Annotated in this window: 14 protein-coding genes and 1 other annotated feature; of the genes, 10 read left to right on the top strand and 4 right to left on the bottom strand. The window is 36.7% G+C overall.

Going from position 1 to position 15,328, the window contains the following annotated elements; translation table 11 throughout:
* Nucleotides 1-6 precede the first annotated feature (6 nt).
* The 10 genes from ACX9TM_RS24035 to ACX9TM_RS23990 all read left to right on the top strand — a co-directional run bounded on the left by ACX9TM_RS24035 (nt 7) and on the right by ACX9TM_RS23990 (nt 12,323).
* Nucleotides 7-156, top strand: coding sequence for a hypothetical protein (locus ACX9TM_RS24035; protein WP_001129340.1), 150 nt, complete (start codon nt 7-9; stop codon nt 154-156).
* A 136-nt stretch (nt 157-292) separates the two neighbouring features.
* Nucleotides 293-1,315, top strand: coding sequence for a DUF418 domain-containing protein (locus tag ACX9TM_RS24030; RefSeq protein WP_063220441.1), 1,023 nt, complete (start codon nt 293-295; stop codon nt 1,313-1,315).
* Nucleotides 1,316-1,568: 253 nt separating this feature from the next.
* The gene (locus ACX9TM_RS24025) at nt 1,569-2,330 is read left to right on the top strand and encodes an ABC transporter ATP-binding protein (RefSeq protein ID WP_000165844.1); all 762 of its coding nucleotides are present in this window, start codon (nt 1,569-1,571) and stop codon (nt 2,328-2,330) included.
* A gap of 18 nt (nt 2,331-2,348) precedes the next feature.
* Nucleotides 2,349-4,208, top strand: coding sequence for an FtsX-like permease family protein (locus tag ACX9TM_RS24020; RefSeq protein ID WP_000897761.1), 1,860 nt, complete (start codon nt 2,349-2,351; stop codon nt 4,206-4,208).
* Between the two features lie 346 nt (nt 4,209-4,554).
* Nucleotides 4,555-5,121, top strand: a complete 567-nt coding sequence (locus ACX9TM_RS24015; protein WP_000454209.1) for a tyrosine-type recombinase/integrase — start codon at nt 4,555-4,557, stop codon at nt 5,119-5,121.
* Nucleotides 5,122-5,155: 34 nt separating this feature from the next.
* Nucleotides 5,156-5,653 (top strand): cation:proton antiporter regulatory subunit, encoded by a 498-nt coding sequence (locus tag ACX9TM_RS24010; RefSeq protein ID WP_001026053.1) that lies wholly within the window; start codon nt 5,156-5,158, stop codon nt 5,651-5,653.
* A 3-nt stretch (nt 5,654-5,656) separates the two neighbouring features.
* Complete coding sequence (locus ACX9TM_RS24005; protein WP_000380179.1) at nt 5,657-6,880, top strand: cation:proton antiporter; 1,224 nt, start codon at nt 5,657-5,659, stop codon at nt 6,878-6,880.
* 247 nt (nt 6,881-7,127) lie between these two features.
* Nucleotides 7,128-8,321: an MDR family MFS transporter gene (locus ACX9TM_RS24000; protein WP_001137561.1), complete on the top strand. Its 1,194-nt coding sequence runs from the start codon at nt 7,128-7,130 to the stop codon at nt 8,319-8,321.
* A gap of 187 nt (nt 8,322-8,508) precedes the next feature.
* Nucleotides 8,509-8,728, top strand: a binding site (T-box leader).
* Nucleotides 8,729-8,793: 65 nt separating this feature from the next.
* The gene (gene leuS, locus ACX9TM_RS23995; RefSeq protein WP_000009461.1) at nt 8,794-11,202 is read left to right on the top strand and encodes a leucine--tRNA ligase; all 2,409 of its coding nucleotides are present in this window, start codon (nt 8,794-8,796) and stop codon (nt 11,200-11,202) included.
* A 203-nt stretch (nt 11,203-11,405) separates the two neighbouring features.
* The gene (locus ACX9TM_RS23990) at nt 11,406-12,323 is read left to right on the top strand and encodes a hypothetical protein (RefSeq protein ID WP_050279553.1); all 918 of its coding nucleotides are present in this window, start codon (nt 11,406-11,408) and stop codon (nt 12,321-12,323) included.
* 44 nt (nt 12,324-12,367) lie between these two features.
* Here the strand turns inward: ACX9TM_RS23990 and ACX9TM_RS23985 are convergent, their stop codons facing one another.
* From ACX9TM_RS23985 to ACX9TM_RS23970, 4 genes are all read right to left on the bottom strand, one after another.
* Nucleotides 12,368-12,790, bottom strand: coding sequence for a pyrophosphohydrolase domain-containing protein (locus ACX9TM_RS23985; protein ID WP_000180554.1), 423 nt, complete (start codon nt 12,788-12,790; stop codon nt 12,368-12,370).
* 97 nt (nt 12,791-12,887) lie between these two features.
* On the bottom strand, nt 12,888-13,073 hold the full coding sequence (locus ACX9TM_RS23980; RefSeq protein ID WP_000038781.1) for a hypothetical protein: 186 nt from the start codon (nt 13,071-13,073) through the stop codon (nt 12,888-12,890).
* A 93-nt stretch (nt 13,074-13,166) separates the two neighbouring features.
* Nucleotides 13,167-14,252, bottom strand: a complete 1,086-nt coding sequence (gene gerHC, locus ACX9TM_RS23975) for a spore germination protein GerHC (protein ID WP_060634658.1) — start codon at nt 14,250-14,252, stop codon at nt 13,167-13,169.
* Entirely contained in the window at nt 14,222-15,322 is a 1,101-nt protein-coding gene (locus ACX9TM_RS23970) for a spore germination protein (RefSeq protein ID WP_065382511.1), read from the bottom strand. Before ACX9TM_RS23970 ends, gerHC begins: the two co-directional genes overlap by 31 nt.
* Nucleotides 15,323-15,328: the final 6 nt, after the last annotated feature.

The following is a 15,328-nucleotide window of genomic DNA, read 5'->3' as shown; positions in this document are numbered from 1 at the left end:
AATGTAATGGCGAAACGTTCAGATCAAAATAACCCAGAACAAAAAACGCAAAATGGACATAACGCTGAGTTTTCGAATGAACTTGATCCGATTGTTCAAGTAAAACAGCGTAATAGTAAAAAAGGACAACCTCAAAAATCGAAACAATCAGAGTAGACCAGGTCGCAATATGACCTGGTTTTATTTTGCTATATGACAATAATGTAAGATTTATGTAAGGTTTGTCGATAGTTGTGAGCAGCTTTCTCCAGTAGAGTAAGAAAGGATTAAGTTTTATACAAGGAGTTGCTTTATGGGGAACAATATTATAAACAAGCGAATTGATGAGTTAGATTACATTCGTGGCTTTGCACTACTAGGGATTATTTTAGTAAATATTCTCGCACTACTTAACATTAAAATTCCAGATCCTAGCACAGTGGATGCTAGCTATCAAAGATTTTTATACTTATTTGTAGAAGGTCGTTTCTTCTCAATCTTCTCATTCTTATTTGGAGTGGGATTCTATATCTTTATTTCAAGAGCGATTGCGAAAGGGAAAAATGGCTATGTTTTATTTTTACGCCGCTTAGTTGCACTATTTATTTTTGGTTTAATTCATCAAATGTTTCAGCCTGGAGAAGCACTAGCGTTATACGCAATTTGCGGGTTAATCGTTTTACCGTTTTATAAAGCGAAAAAAGAAGTGAACCTAGTACTAGGACTTATTTTGACAATTGCCTTCAGTGTAATGGGAGTTAAAGAACTATTACCACTTGGTTTAATTTTATTAGGACTTGCTGCAGGACAATATCGTGTATTTGAAAATCTTTCAAAAAACATAAAGCAAGTCGCTATTTTTACAGGCATTATGTTTGTTTTAAGTGTCATAGCTGTATGGTATCAATATGGGCACGTTCCTGCTGATCCATTTGTAAATATGATACTTATGAATGAGGATGGAACAATGGACGCTGCAAGCCAATTTTTAAAAATTGGTGTTACAGTGGGACCAATTATTTCAGCTTTCTATGTCGGAGCATTAATTTTATTACTTCAATTAAAACCAGTTCAAACATTGTTAGCGCCACTGAAATACTACGGTCGTATGGCGTTAACGAATTATATTGGACAAACTGCAATGATTTTAATTGCCGGTAGCGTATTTAACTTTGCAGGAAACTTGACATACATGCAGACGTTATATGTATGTATCGCAATTTATGCAATTCAAATTGTGTTTAGTGTAATTTGGATGAAAATCTTTAAAATGGGTCCATTAGAATGGATTTGGCGAGTTGTTACGTATTGGACGGTAACACCTTTAAAGAAATAAAGAGAGAAGTGGGCTGTTCCTTTTTTGTGGAACAGCCCATTTTTATTTTCATCTTTTTCGGAAAGTTGATATTCCTTCGCGAATCGCCGATATATATTGGAAATCGCTAATAAAATTTCATTTATCAACGAACCTTACACACTTATCTTTTTTATATTACAAAAGTGTAAGGTAAATGTAATGTTAACAAATAGCAGTTCGCCTCTAAAAAGCGCAAAATAGGTAATGGAAAAACAAGCGTAGGAGGATATATATGACGAAACCAGTTGTAGACGTAAAAAACGTTCAAAAAGTGTACGGTAAAAAAGGTGAGAACCAATCACACGCGTTAAAAGGTGTGTCATTCTCAATTCAAGAGGGCGAGTTTGTTGGAATTATGGGACCATCTGGTTCTGGTAAAACGACATTATTAAATGTAATTTCAACATTAGATAAAGCAACGGGCGGCGTTGTTGAAATTGCGGGTACGGATATTACAAAAATGAAGCAAGGTGAGCTTTCTGATTTCCGTTCACAAAAATTAGGATTCATCTTCCAAGATTTTAATTTGTTAGAAAACTTATCTATTTATGAAAACATTGCACTTCCACTTTCCTTGCAAGGTGTTCCATCACGTAACATTGGACCAAAAGTCGAGAAAGTAGCGGATATGTTAGGGATTACAGAAATACTTCAAAAGTACCCATCTGAAGTATCTGGTGGGCAAAAGCAACGTTCGGCAGCAGCGCGTGCTTTAGTGCATGAGCCGGCAATTATTTTAGGGGACGAGCCAACAGGAGCGCTTGATTCTAAAAATGCAACGAGTTTACTTGATGCGATGACAAACTTAAATAAAGATCAAGGCGTATCTATTATGATGGTTACACATGATCCGTACAGTGCAAGTTACTGTCAGCGTATTTTATTCATTCAAGATGGTGAGCTATATAAAGAAATTCACCGCGGCGGTACACGTGAAGAGTTTTATAAAGAAATTTTAGATGTGCTTGCGGACTTAGGCACACAAAAAGCGTAAGAAAGGAGGTTCTAGAGCATGTTATTCAAACTTTCCATGTCAGGGCTAAAGAGTAAGCTAAAAGATTATATCGTCTTACTTGTTGGTCTTGTCATGTCGATCTCAATTTTTTATATGTTTCAAACGTTAGCACTAAATGAATCATTTCTTGAATCTAATTCAGTGATTAAATCAATCGGATTTGTATTCCAAGCAGGTTCATTTTTATTAGCAATCATAACGTTCTTCTATATTTTATATGCGAACTCTTTCTTACTATCTCTTCGTCAAAAAGAGTTTGGTATGTATATGATGTTAGGAGCAAAAAAGCATAAAGTTACATTACTTATGTTTATTGAGACAATTGTATTAGGCGCCGCGTCTCTTGCAATTGGAATTGCAGTTGGTGTAGGACTTGCAGAAGGTATCGGTCAATTATTAATGAAACAATTAGAATTTGCTGGTGAAGGCTATAAAGCATTTTACCTCCCATCTATGACTGTTACTTGCATCTTCTTCTTTGCATTATTTGTACTATCAGCAATTATGAACAGTATTAAATTATCACGTATTTCTGTATTGCAACTTGTACATGCAGATGCACAAACAGAACGTGTTGCAGTAAAAGGGAAAATGACAGGTTTAGTTGCCTTCCTTGCGGTTATTTTATTAGGAATTGGCTATGCATCAATGATTTATATGGAAAAATTAAGAGAGATGGGAATCCTTATTGCATTAATTACAACAACAGCTGGTACTTACATGTTATTTGGATCACTTCTTCCAGTTATTATTAAAAAGTTAAAAAGTAATAAAAAGCGTAGTGAAAAAGGACTTAACGCTTTTACATTTGCACAATTAAATTTCCGTATTAATAGCTTAACGAAAGTACTTGCAACAGTAGCGATGTTAGTTGCTCTTGGAGCTGGTGCAATTTCAGGGGGGATGGCGTTTAAAAATAACGTTATAAAAATGGTTGATGGTTTAGTAATCTATGATTCAGTAGTTCATAATCCGACAGCTGAAGAAAAGAAAATTTTAAACGGTATTACATTTAAAGAGAAAAGCGAATATCGTTACAAAGTAGATGATAAATACGTTTACTATGTAAAAGAAGATTTAGAGAAAAATCGTCCTTTAGTAAAAGATATGGAAAATATGAAGTCGATGAAGGATTTAGTAAATACGAAGAAGGCTTCACAGGAATTACCAGTAGGTGCAGTTTCTAGAGAAATGAATGAAAAAGATGCGAACGCTAAAGAACTTCCAGAAGAATGGGTAGATGCTTTTAGCACAATTCATCCATATTATATATACGAAGATCATGCAATTAAAATTGTAGATCAAAAAATGTACGATGGGATAAGTGGTAAAGAAGGTATAGCATTTATCGGAAAAGCAGATGATTTCTTAACATATACAAAAGAATGGAAAAAACTTGACGAGTTGCAATTAGATAAATATAAAAATGTAACAGCTGAAAGAATGAACAGTAAATATCAATCTTACGACATGTTCTATGGTGTTGCGAGCGGAACAGTGTTTATGGGCTTCTTCCTTGGAATTGCTTTCTTAGCAATGATGGCAAGTTGTTTAATGTTCAAAATTCTTTCTGGTGCATCAAAAGATATTACACGTTATCAAATGCTTCGTAAAATCGGGGTGCGCCGTGAATTATTAACAAAATCAATTTATAAAGAGTTATTCTTAGTATTCCTATTCCCAGCAATTGTAGGTATTGCTCACGTATTAGTTGGTATGAATATTTTCGGATTTATTTTACTTGATCCGTACTTCCGTATTTGGGTACCAATCGTAATTTTCGTAGTTATTTACACGATTTATTACCTTATTACAGTTCAATTGTATAAAGGAATTGTTCTTCCGAAAGAAGATTAATAATAAAAACCGAGCAAAAACGCTCGGTTTTTATTATTTTCAGAAAAAACGCTTTAATGTTACTGAAATGTATAATATAATGTAAGTAAGTAACGTAATATAAAAGTAGAAGTAGCTGTATAAGGAAAGGAGGAATCCAATCTGTAGAAAGAAGCTAAGCTTTTATCCCCACATTTTTTACCGCAACGTATTTATACAATCGTAAGTTTCCACATTGAAAGTTTTCAGAACCACCTGAGTATATTGTGAAAATAATGGATAACACATGGAAATCTCATAGCATGATAAGGTAAAATGGACAACATAATGAGAAAATTACCGTTCATAAGATGAGGAGAATACATGTATGGAAGTTGTAGAGGCATTAAAAGATATAAGCCAAATTGAGGCTATGAAAAAATATTTAAAAGAGCACTCCCAGCGAGATTATCTTTTATTTGTTATTGGAATTAACACAGGATTAAAAATTACAGAATTACTTAGCATGAAATTTGAAGATGTATTAAATGAAGATGGGACTGTTAAAGAGTTTTATACTCTTCCTGTGAAAGATGAAAAATTTAAACAAGATATTTATTTAAATACAAAAGTAAAAGAAGCGCTTTTAGATTACGTACAATCTATTGGCATTAAAAGAGAAAATTACGTATTTCAATCTAATAAAACGCCAAATTCAATTACGCGCCAACAAGCGTATCGTGTAATTCATAATGCTGCAGAAGCAGTTGGAGTTGTTGGTAAGATCGGAACGAATTCAATGCGAAAAACGTTCGGATTTCATGCGTACAAAAGAGGGATAGCGATTGCGCTGTTACAAAAACATTTTCATCACGCGACTCCATCAGAGACGCTAAAGTATTTAGGTATTTCAAAGGATGAGACCTTTAAAACGGAGATTGATGTCGATTTATAAAAGCCGTAACTAAAAGAATTAGGAGGCGGAAAATATGAATATTAGAGAGAGTGAACTGCCGGGTATTGGATGTAAGTTTGAAGTGATTACAAAAGGTAATGAAAAGATGGTTATCGTTATTCATGATGATGGCCGAAGAGAAATGTACCATTTTGATGCTGATCATGAGGAGAGTATTTCAAGCGTCTCGCTTCGTGATTCCGAAGCGAGACAAATTGCAGCTATATTGGGCGGAATGGTATATAGACCACAAGCTTTAGATACGATTGAAATGGCCTTTGAAGGATTATCAATTGAGTGGTTTAAGGTGGAAAATAATGCACCAGTCGTACAAAAAACAATTGGTAGTTTACATGTCCGAAACACATATAACGTAACGATTATTGCCATTTTGAAAAAGAATATGAAGAAGTTCTTTAATCCAGGCCCAGATTCTATCATTGAAGCTGGCGATATGCTCGTACTATCAGGTGAAAGACATGAAGTAAAAAGAATTATTAATGAGTTGCTTTCAGTAGGAGGGGATTCATAATCGATGGATACTTTAATCTTTGAAGTTGGGACTGCGTTAGTATTAGTCGCTTTTGCAGCTATTCTCGCTGCAAAGTTAAAGTTCTCGATTATTCCGTTTCTCATTATACTCGGTATGCTAGTGGGGCCACATGCGCCAGATTTAGGGCTTATCGATTTAAGATTTATTGAAAGCGGAGAAGTTATTTCCTTCCTCGGCCGTGTTGGCGTTATATTCCTCTTATTCTATTTAGGCTTAGAATTCTCAATTAAAAAATTAATTAAATCAGGAAAATCAATTGCTTTTGGGGGAACTGTTCATATATCGCTTAATTTTATATTAGGTTTACTTTACGGATATATAATGGGTTTCCCCTTATTAGAAACATTAATTATTGCTGGGATTATAACAATTTCATCGAGTGCAATTGTTGCGAAAGTAATTGTTGATTTAAGAAGATCTGGTAATAAAGAGACGGAGCTAATTTTAGGAATCATTATGTTTGATGATATCTTTTTAGCCGTATATTTATCAGTCGTTTCAGGATTAGTACTCGGAGGGGCAACGTCACTTGTAGGAGCTCTTACATCTATTTTAATCGCAGTAGGGTATATGCTACTATTCTTTGTAGTTGCTAGAAAAGCTACACGATTTTTAAATAAAATGTTAGATATTTCGTCCAATGAAATTTTTATTATCGTAATATTCGCTATTTTGTTCTTTGTAGCAGGATTTTCAGAAACGATTCATGTCGCGGAGGCGATTGGAGCATTATTATTGGGGCTCGTCTTTTCTGAAACAGAGCATAGTGATCGAATTGAACAGCTCGTTGTTCCGTTTCGTGATTTCTTTGGAGCTATATTCTTTTTCAGCTTCGGTTTAAGTATAGACCCATTTTCACTTGGAGGAGCAGTGTGGTTGGCATTAGGAGCAGTTTTCATTACTCTTATCGGTAATTTTACTGCTGGAATGGTTGCGGGGCGTAAAGCTGGGTTATCGCATAAGGCTTCTACGAATATCGGTTTAACACTTGTATCACGCGGAGAATTTTCCATTATCGTCGCGAATATTGGAATTGCGGGCGGCTTAATGGCAACTATTAAACCATTCTCAGCTTTGTATGTTTTAATATTAGCATCGTTAGGACCTTTGTTAACGAAAGAATCTGGGAGAATATATTCCTTATTAGATAAAATATTTAAATGGAGCGCTAAAGAAAGTGCGAAGCGAGAAAAGGAAGTTGGATAGTATAAAGAGGCTGCATGAAGTTCATACAGCCTCTTTATACATTGTTACTGTTGTAATTTTTTGTCGGTAAGTCGATATATTTTAATAATCGCTGATATAATCCAAGAAGCAATCAGTATAATTTCATTTACCGTCGAACCATTATCTGAATTTCATCAACTATTAATCAGTTGCCTTCCTATTTAAAAACGACTACAATTTTACTGTTATATATATGAACGAAAAAAATAGAATAGGAGGGGAAACTATGCCAAGGAAAGTATGGCTATTAGTAGCTGGGATGATTATTAATGTCACGGGTGCTTCTTTTTTATGGCCTTTTAATACAATTTATTTGCATGATCACCTAGGAAAATCTTTATCTGTGGCCGGAATGGTATTAATGATCAATTCGCTTACTGGTGTAATCGGAAACTTGCTCGGCGGTGTTTTATTTGATAAATGGGGCGGTTATAAATCAACTTTAGTAGGGATTGTGATTACACTTGTATCGATTTTAGGTCTTGTGTTCTTCCACGGTTGGCCGTTATATGTTGTATGGCTAGCGTTAATCGGCTTCGGTTCTGGAATGGTCTTCCCATCGATGTATGCGATGGTTGGTACGGTTTGGCCAGAAGGCGGAAGACGGGCATTTAATGCGATGTACGTTGGACAAAATGTTGGTATTGCGATCGGAACAGCATGTGGTGGATTAGTTGCATCGTATCGTTTTGATTATATTTTCTTAGCGAATTTTATTTTATACTTTGTTTTCTTTTTAATTGCTTTTATTGGATTCCGCGGTATGGAAGACAAGAAAGAGCCAGGAGTGCAAAAAGAAGTCGAAACGAAAAAAGGGTGGTCACTTACACCTGGATTTAAAGCACTTCTTATCGTGTGTGTAGCATATGCTTTATGCTGGGTTACATACGTACAGTGGCAAGGAGCGATTGCAACACATATGCAAGAATTGAATATTAGCCTTCGTCACTATAGTTTACTATGGACGATAAACGGAGCGATGATTGTTTGTGCGCAACCACTTGTTAGTATGCTAATTCGTTGGATGAAGCGTTCTTTAAAACAACAAATTATGATTGGAATCTTCATTTTTGCGGCGTCATTCATTGTGTTAAGTCAAGCGCAGCAATTTACGATGTTCCTCGTTGCGATGGTAACATTAACAATTGGTGAGTTATTTGTATGGCCTGCGGTTCCAACGATTGCAAATATACTTGCACCAAAAGATAAATTAGGATTTTATCAAGGTGTCGTAAATAGTGCGGCGACTGTAGGGAAAATGTTCGGACCGGTCGTTGGCGGAGCAATTGTGGATTTATACAATATGGAAGTATTGTTTATAGCAATCATGGTAATGCTTGTAGTAGCGCTTATAGCAACGAGCATTTATGATAAACGAGTAAAAGTAGAAGAAACAGTTGAAGAAAAAATTGCAGTTTAGTTTGACGGAACATGTAACATGTTTTAGAATATATTTAAATAAAACAACCTTTAGAACAAGGGAGATAGCTCGGCTGTCTTAAGATGAATTCGTTAGTTATTAAGAGTAACGATTAACCGAGAAGTCCTCGCTTTAAGTAAGCTCTTAAGAGATACTAGGTGAAGGATAGTTCACTTAACTTATATGTGTAATAACAGTGAGAAGGAGTAGTAGTAATAGAAGCTGGTTTAGAGAGTTGACGGTCGGTGCAAGTCAATCCACGTTTCGTTATGAACTCGCCTTTGAGTTGCAGTTGTGAAACTAATAGTAGCAATTGCCGTTAATCCACGTTACGGATCTAAGCGAATGTATATTTGTACATTAATTTAGGGTGGTACCGCGGGAATCTATAACCTCTCGTCCCTTTCTAGGGATGAGAGGTTTTTTGTATTTTGGGCGGTGAAAATAAATAGAATTTCAAGGAGGGTATCTCATGAGCTTTAATCATCAAGAAATTGAGAAGAAGTGGCAAGGGTACTGGGAAGAGAATAAAACATTCCGTACGCCAGATGAGACAGAAAAACCAAAATTTTATGCACTAGATATGTTCCCATATCCATCAGGTGCAGGCTTACACGTAGGACATCCAGAAGGTTATACAGCGACAGATATTTTATCTCGTATGAAGCGTATGCAAGGATATAACGTTCTGCATCCAATGGGATGGGATGCATTTGGTCTTCCAGCAGAGCAATATGCACTTGATACTGGAAACAGCCCAGCTGAATTTACAGAGCATAATATTAATACGTTCCGTAACCAAATTAAATCATTAGGTTTCTCTTACGATTGGGACCGTGAAGTAAATACAACAGATCCAAACTACTATAAGTGGACGCAATGGATCTTCCTAAAACTATTTGAAAAAGGCTTAGCTTACGTTGATGAAGTACCTGTAAACTGGTGCCCAGCACTTGGTACAGTACTTGCAAACGAAGAAATCATTGACGGTAAGAGTGAGCGTGGTGGACATCCAGTTGAGCGTCGTCCGATGAGACAGTGGATGTTAAAAATTACAGCTTACGGAGATCGTCTATTAGAAGATCTAGATGAGCTTGATTGGCCTGAAAGCTTAAAAGATATGCAACGTAACTGGATCGGTCGTTCTGAAGGTGCAGAAGTACACTTCAACATCGATGGTACAGACGAGAAATTCACAGTTTTCACAACGCGCCCTGATACATTATTTGGTGCAACATACTGTGTACTAGCTCCAGAACATGCACTTGTTGCAGAAATTACAACAGCAGAACAAAAAGAAGCGGTAGAAGCTTACATTAACGCTGTAAAAATGAAGAGTGACCTAGAGCGTACAGAACTTGCGAAAGAGAAAACTGGTGTATTCACTGGTGCTTACGCAGTTAACCCAGTAAACGGTGAGAAATTACCAATCTGGATCGCTGACTATGTTCTTGCAACTTACGGAACAGGTGCTGTAATGGCAGTTCCAGCTCACGATGAGCGTGACTATGAATTCGCATCAGTATTTAATCTTCCAATGAAGGAAGTTGTAAAAGGCGGAGATATTACGAAAGAAGTGTACACAGGTGATGGTGCACACGTAAACTCAGCATTCCTTGATGGATTAAATAAAGAAGAAGCAATCGCAAAAATGATTGAATGGCTTGAAGCAACGAGCGCAGGAAATCAAAAAGTAACGTACCGTCTACGTGACTGGTTATTCAGCCGTCAACGTTACTGGGGTGAACCAATTCCAGTAATTCACTGGGAAGATGGTACAATGACAGCTGTGAAAGAAGAGGAATTACCATTAGTTCTTCCGAAAACAGAAAACATCCGTCCTTCAGGTACAGGTGAATCACCACTTGCTAACATTGACGAGTGGGTAAATGTTGTTGATCCTGAGACTGGTAAAAAAGGTCGTCGTGAAACGAACACAATGCCGCAATGGGCTGGTAGCTGCTGGTACTACCTACGTTACATCGATCCAAACAATAGCGAAGCACTTGTAGATCCTGAAAAAGTAAAACAATGGCTTCCAGTTGATATTTATATCGGTGGTGCAGAACATGCTGTACTTCACTTACTATATGCTCGTTTCTGGCATAAAGTATTATACGATATCGGTGTAGTTCCAACGAAAGAGCCATTCCAACAATTATTCAACCAAGGTATGATTCTAGGTGAAAACAACGAGAAAATGAGTAAATCAAAAGGTAACGTTGTAAATCCTGATGATATCGTAGCAAGCCACGGTGCAGATACACTTCGTCTATACGAAATGTTCATGGGGCCATTAGATGCTTCAATTGCTTGGTCTGAAAATGGTCTTGACGGAGCTCGTCGTTTCCTAGACCGCGTATGGCGTCTATTCGTTCAAGATAACGGTGAATTAAGTGAGAAAATTACTGACGCACCAAATAAAGAGCTTGAAAAAGCTTACCATCAAACAGTGAAGAAAGTAACAGAAGACTATGCAGAGCTTCGCTTCAACACAGCGATTTCTCAAATGATGGTATTCATCAACGATGCATACAAAGCTGAAACACTTCCGAGAGAATATGTAGAAGGTTTCGTAAAAATGATTGCACCAGTTGCACCTCATATCGGGGAAGAGCTATGGAGCAAACTTGGATACAATGAAACAATCACATATGCAAGCTGGCCAACATTTGATGAGTCTAAACTTGTAGAAGATGAAGTTGAAATTGTTGTTCAAGTTATGGGTAAAGTTCGCGCAAAACTAACAATGAGTAAAGACGCATCAAAAGAAGAAATGGAACAACTTGCACTTGAAGCAATTCAAGACCAAATTGAAGGGAAAACAGTTCGTAAAGTAATTGTTGTTCCTGGAAAACTTGTTAATGTTGTTGCAAATTAATTTATTCTAAATAAAAGCTCAGAGTATGTATACTCTGAGCTTTTTTGTGTAGAAAATAATCTCTGGATCACCCTAGTCTAAGTTTTCAATTATTCCAATACGTACAAATAAAAGAGCGGAATTCCAATACAGACAAACACCTATTTTTCTATAGGAAATATGATAAAAAAGGTAGGCTAAATTGAGTAGAAGAGGTGAAAGGAATGAAAGGGATGGACAATAATGCACCACATGGCTTTTTCGGAGGTGGATCGGATAGTTATGAACAAATGATGTTAATGGGAGGCGGACAACAAGGATATGGCGGAATTCCGAGCTGGATGGGTGGAACACCTGGAGGATTTTCCACATCAGTAGCTGGAGCACAAACTGGAATTCCAACATTAACAGGAGGATTTCCATCATCAGTAGCTGGAGTGCAAACAGGAATCCCAACATTTGTAGGCGGAGCAGCGGGAGGAGTACCAGTAGGCGTACCAACTACATTCCCATCTTTCGTTGGAGGAGTAGGTGGTTATCCACAAGGTTTTTACGGTCACCATGGCCACCACGACGGTCATCATGGACACCATCATCAAGGTCACCATGGCCATCATGGACATCATCACCACCAAGGACACCATGGCCATCATGGACACCATCACCACCAAGGACACCATGGCCATCATGGACACCATCACCACCAAGGTCACCACGGTCATCATGGACATCATCAACAACAAGTACATCACCACGGCCACCATCATATACATCCACAGGCTGTCCTTTATCAAATTCATCAAGATCACCATGGTCACCACGGCCACCAAGGTCAACATGGTCATCATGGCCACCATCACCACCAAGGTCACCACGGTCATCATGGACATCATCAACAACAAGTACATCACCACGGCCATCAAGGCCACCACGGTCACCAAGGTCAACATGGTCATCAAGGTTACCAAGGCCAACAACACCAACAACACCAACAACACCAACAACACCAACAATACCAACAGTATCAACAACAACAATCTTCTCCTTGGACAGGTGGAATTGGAGCAGGAGGAGCGGGGGCAGCAGCAGGAGCGGCTAGCATTAGTGGAGCTGCAGGACATGCGGGACACGTGGGTCATTAATGATTGCCAGAAAAAAAGACATAATAAAAAACTGCTAGGAAATCCTAGCAGTTTTTTTCAGCTTCTTGGCGTTGACGTTCGATTTCAGCACGAAGTTGTGGTTCTGGTGCTTGCCAGCCTTCAGGTTTTAGAATTTTACCGTCACCTTCGCGGAATCGAGGTTTCCCGTCAGGGAATAGTTTTGCCATGTTTGCGTTATTTACAATTTCGAATCCTTTATCAGGACGTACGCCCATTTCGGCAAACGTGCCGAATGCAAAGTAAATAAGGTCAATCAGTGCATCATATTGATCTTCAACAGTCGTTGCTTCTAGAAATTCTTCTAGCTCTTCTTGCATAAAACTCGCACGGATTTTTGCACGTTCTTCTGTTAATTTTGTTGGAGTATTTGTCACAGGATGTCCGAATACTTCATGCATTTTCGCGACAAGTTCGTACCCTTTATCTAAACCTTTTTCGTTTGTCATGTTGTTTCATCCTTTCTTACGTTATGCCGAAGTTTATTGTAACATAAGGTGATTATGAAATGAAAAGAACATCTTATCGAAATAAGATGTTCGCTCGTTATTCTTCTTTTTTTATTAAAAGGGATGAAATAAGATCGATGCCAAAAATACCGACCAGTAACATTGGTATAACGACAAGCAAGTAACGTGTGAAGGAAACATTTTTTAAGTATGTATGAGCAAATAAAAAGACGCCGAGAAATAAAATACCATTTAAAATAGGCTTTACTAATTTTTTAGACATAAGCTCCCCCATAAATATCTTCTCTCTCTATTTGATAATAAAAAAACTCCTCTCTCCGTTGTATCATGCTAGAGAGAGGAGTTCAATCATTTCTCATTCAATGACACCAGAATTTGTAATATTTACGGTGTATTTTATATGAACCGGAACATCTTTATACATTTGTCTCCATTCTTCTAATTTGAATGGGCGATAATGTTGTTTATACTTTGCACCTAGCCCGAGAGGATCGACGCCTAAAGATTTAAGTTGCTTAATTAACTTAGTAGCTTGTTTATCTAATTGTTTTTGGATATCTTTTTCAATGTTTTGTGTGTTCTTGTTATTTTCTAAGTTAATTTGTTTTGATAGTTCTTGAATACGTGCATCAAGACGAACGTGAATGAAAAAAGAAGGCTTTCCGTTTTTAATTTTTATATCGTAAGTTGGAACAGAACGAATATTATTAATCATTACGTACGCAGAATCTGTTTTAAATTCATGTGAATCTAATTTATGTTTCTCTAATAGTCCTTTAAATATGAACATATCTTTTTCCGCAATTTTACCGATATATTTATCTTTTTTAAAAAGGCCAATTCCGGTAATTTTTATTTTATCACCATGCTTCTTTAGAATGGGAATATAGTAGTCTTTTCCTTCTTGATAATAGCGAAATGCTCCTATATGTAGATTATCCGCTGGTAAAGGTCCGGTCTCCATGTTATGTTCTAGCAATTTTTTTATATAAATTGCAACGTTGTATGAAGTCGAATATTTGCCTTTTAAAAGTTCAGTACCATTCCCATCTAATAAAGCAGCATATAAAGCGTTCCCTATATTCACATCTCGAAGTAATGTATCGAATGAAGTAGACATTCCTGTTTTGGCAAGTCTTATTGTATATAGAGCGACACGCATTTGTCCGCTAGCAAATGGTTGAGAAGACTCTAAAGATGTGTCTGCTTTTACTTGTTTTACCGCATTTGCACTGCCTTCAAAAACTTGAACTTTATTTCCTTTTTTCTGAATGGGACAAACGAATGTCACTTTTACTTTATTATCTTTTGCGACATCAAAAACGCTTCCTTGAATAAGTTGTACATCATCGATAATATTTTTTTGTAAACATCCAGTTAGACTGAATAATGTTATACAAGAAATAAGTATTAATTTGCTTGTGCTTTTGATTTTTTCCATTTTCTTTTCACCCACACAATAATAAATAGAATTGGGATGTATACATAAATGAGCCAAAAACTAACTTTTGATACATTACTAATAAAGTTATTAATATCGTGTCTGTTTGTTAAAAGTTGCGAAACAATGAGAGTGATAAAGATAAAAGCAATTAAAACACCCCTTTGTTTTACACGGAATATTTCATGAGTTCCTCTCATTGACGCCCATAAAGGGAGGATAAAACTTGAAATAATAACGAGTGCATAAGCGGAAATTGCAAGATATTCGAGTCTTTCTATGAATGGCAATTGAATGACTTGGGTCATAGAAAGTTGGGGCCATATCGTTTTTAACAATTGTTTTTCACTAAAAAATGCAAAGGCTAAAAGGGTGCTAAATAGATATAGAGGATTTGAAAATAGTGCCCCGTATTGAGCAAATTTATGAGATTGCATAGGTTTTTTCACAAATGGATACACCATGAGGTAAATTTCAAAACCGGTCATACTGTAGATTGACAGTTGAGCGGATTTTAAAATGTCTGAAAAAGAATGTGTGAATATAGGTAGTAAATTATCCCAATGTGAATATTTCAAAACGAATAAGCTTAGAAATAAATATCCTAATGTACCACCAACAGAGATGACGCAAATACCGGTAATTACACGAAATCCAGAAGAAATAATGTAATAACTAACTAAGCATAAAAAGAGTGTTAACATAAAGGTGGAAGCGGTAGGAAACATCCATACTTGAATAATTTCAACGTATGTTCGAATGACCGAAATACTGACGATTAAAAAATAAGCCATAAAGATGATGCTAATGCCATTTCCTAGCCATTTTCCAAATGTTTGCCGATGTAAATCAACTAAATTCCCATTTGTTTCTTTTAATAAGACATACATCATCCATATAAGAATATGGATGAAAATTCCTGTGATTATAACCCCCATCCAGCCGTCGTATCCAGCAGCTTTTGCGATAATTCGAGCGAATCCAAGAACTCCAGCACCAAACTGTGCACCGTGAATTAAGAAGAAAACAAAGATAGGAGATATTTGATATTTCTCTTGAACTTTACTCATCAATGC

It is taken from the genome of Bacillus sp. LH1, from assembly GCF_057924895.1.
The sequence above is the reverse complement of the archived record's forward strand: the minus strand, read 5'-3'. Positions and strand labels throughout refer to the sequence as shown.

Coding starts and splice junctions, on each gene's coding strand:
- ACX9TM_RS24010 (WP_001026053.1), top strand. CDS start 5,156: ATGAATATTAGAGAGAGTGAACTGCCGGGTATTGGATGTAAGTTTGAA.
- ACX9TM_RS24015 (WP_000454209.1), top strand. CDS start 4,555: ATGGAAGTTGTAGAGGCATTAAAAGATATAAGCCAAATTGAGGCTATG.
- ACX9TM_RS23970 (WP_065382511.1), bottom strand. CDS start 15,322: ATGAGTAAAGTTCAAGAGAAATATCAAATATCTCCTATCTTTGTTTTC.
- ACX9TM_RS23980 (WP_000038781.1), bottom strand. CDS start 13,073: ATGTCTAAAAAATTAGTAAAGCCTATTTTAAATGGTATTTTATTTCTC.
- ACX9TM_RS23990 (WP_050279553.1), top strand. CDS start 11,406: ATGAAAGGGATGGACAATAATGCACCACATGGCTTTTTCGGAGGTGGA.
- ACX9TM_RS24005 (WP_000380179.1), top strand. CDS start 5,657: ATGGATACTTTAATCTTTGAAGTTGGGACTGCGTTAGTATTAGTCGCT.
- ACX9TM_RS24035 (WP_001129340.1), top strand. CDS start 7: ATGGCGAAACGTTCAGATCAAAATAACCCAGAACAAAAAACGCAAAAT.
- ACX9TM_RS24020 (WP_000897761.1), top strand. CDS start 2,349: ATGTTATTCAAACTTTCCATGTCAGGGCTAAAGAGTAAGCTAAAAGAT.
- leuS (WP_000009461.1), top strand. CDS start 8,794: ATGAGCTTTAATCATCAAGAAATTGAGAAGAAGTGGCAAGGGTACTGG.
- ACX9TM_RS23985 (WP_000180554.1), bottom strand. CDS start 12,790: ATGACAAACGAAAAAGGTTTAGATAAAGGGTACGAACTTGTCGCGAAA.
- ACX9TM_RS24025 (WP_000165844.1), top strand. CDS start 1,569: ATGACGAAACCAGTTGTAGACGTAAAAAACGTTCAAAAAGTGTACGGT.
- gerHC (WP_060634658.1), bottom strand. CDS start 14,252: ATGGAAAAAATCAAAAGCACAAGCAAATTAATACTTATTTCTTGTATA.
- ACX9TM_RS24030 (WP_063220441.1), top strand. CDS start 293: ATGGGGAACAATATTATAAACAAGCGAATTGATGAGTTAGATTACATT.
- ACX9TM_RS24000 (WP_001137561.1), top strand. CDS start 7,128: ATGCCAAGGAAAGTATGGCTATTAGTAGCTGGGATGATTATTAATGTC.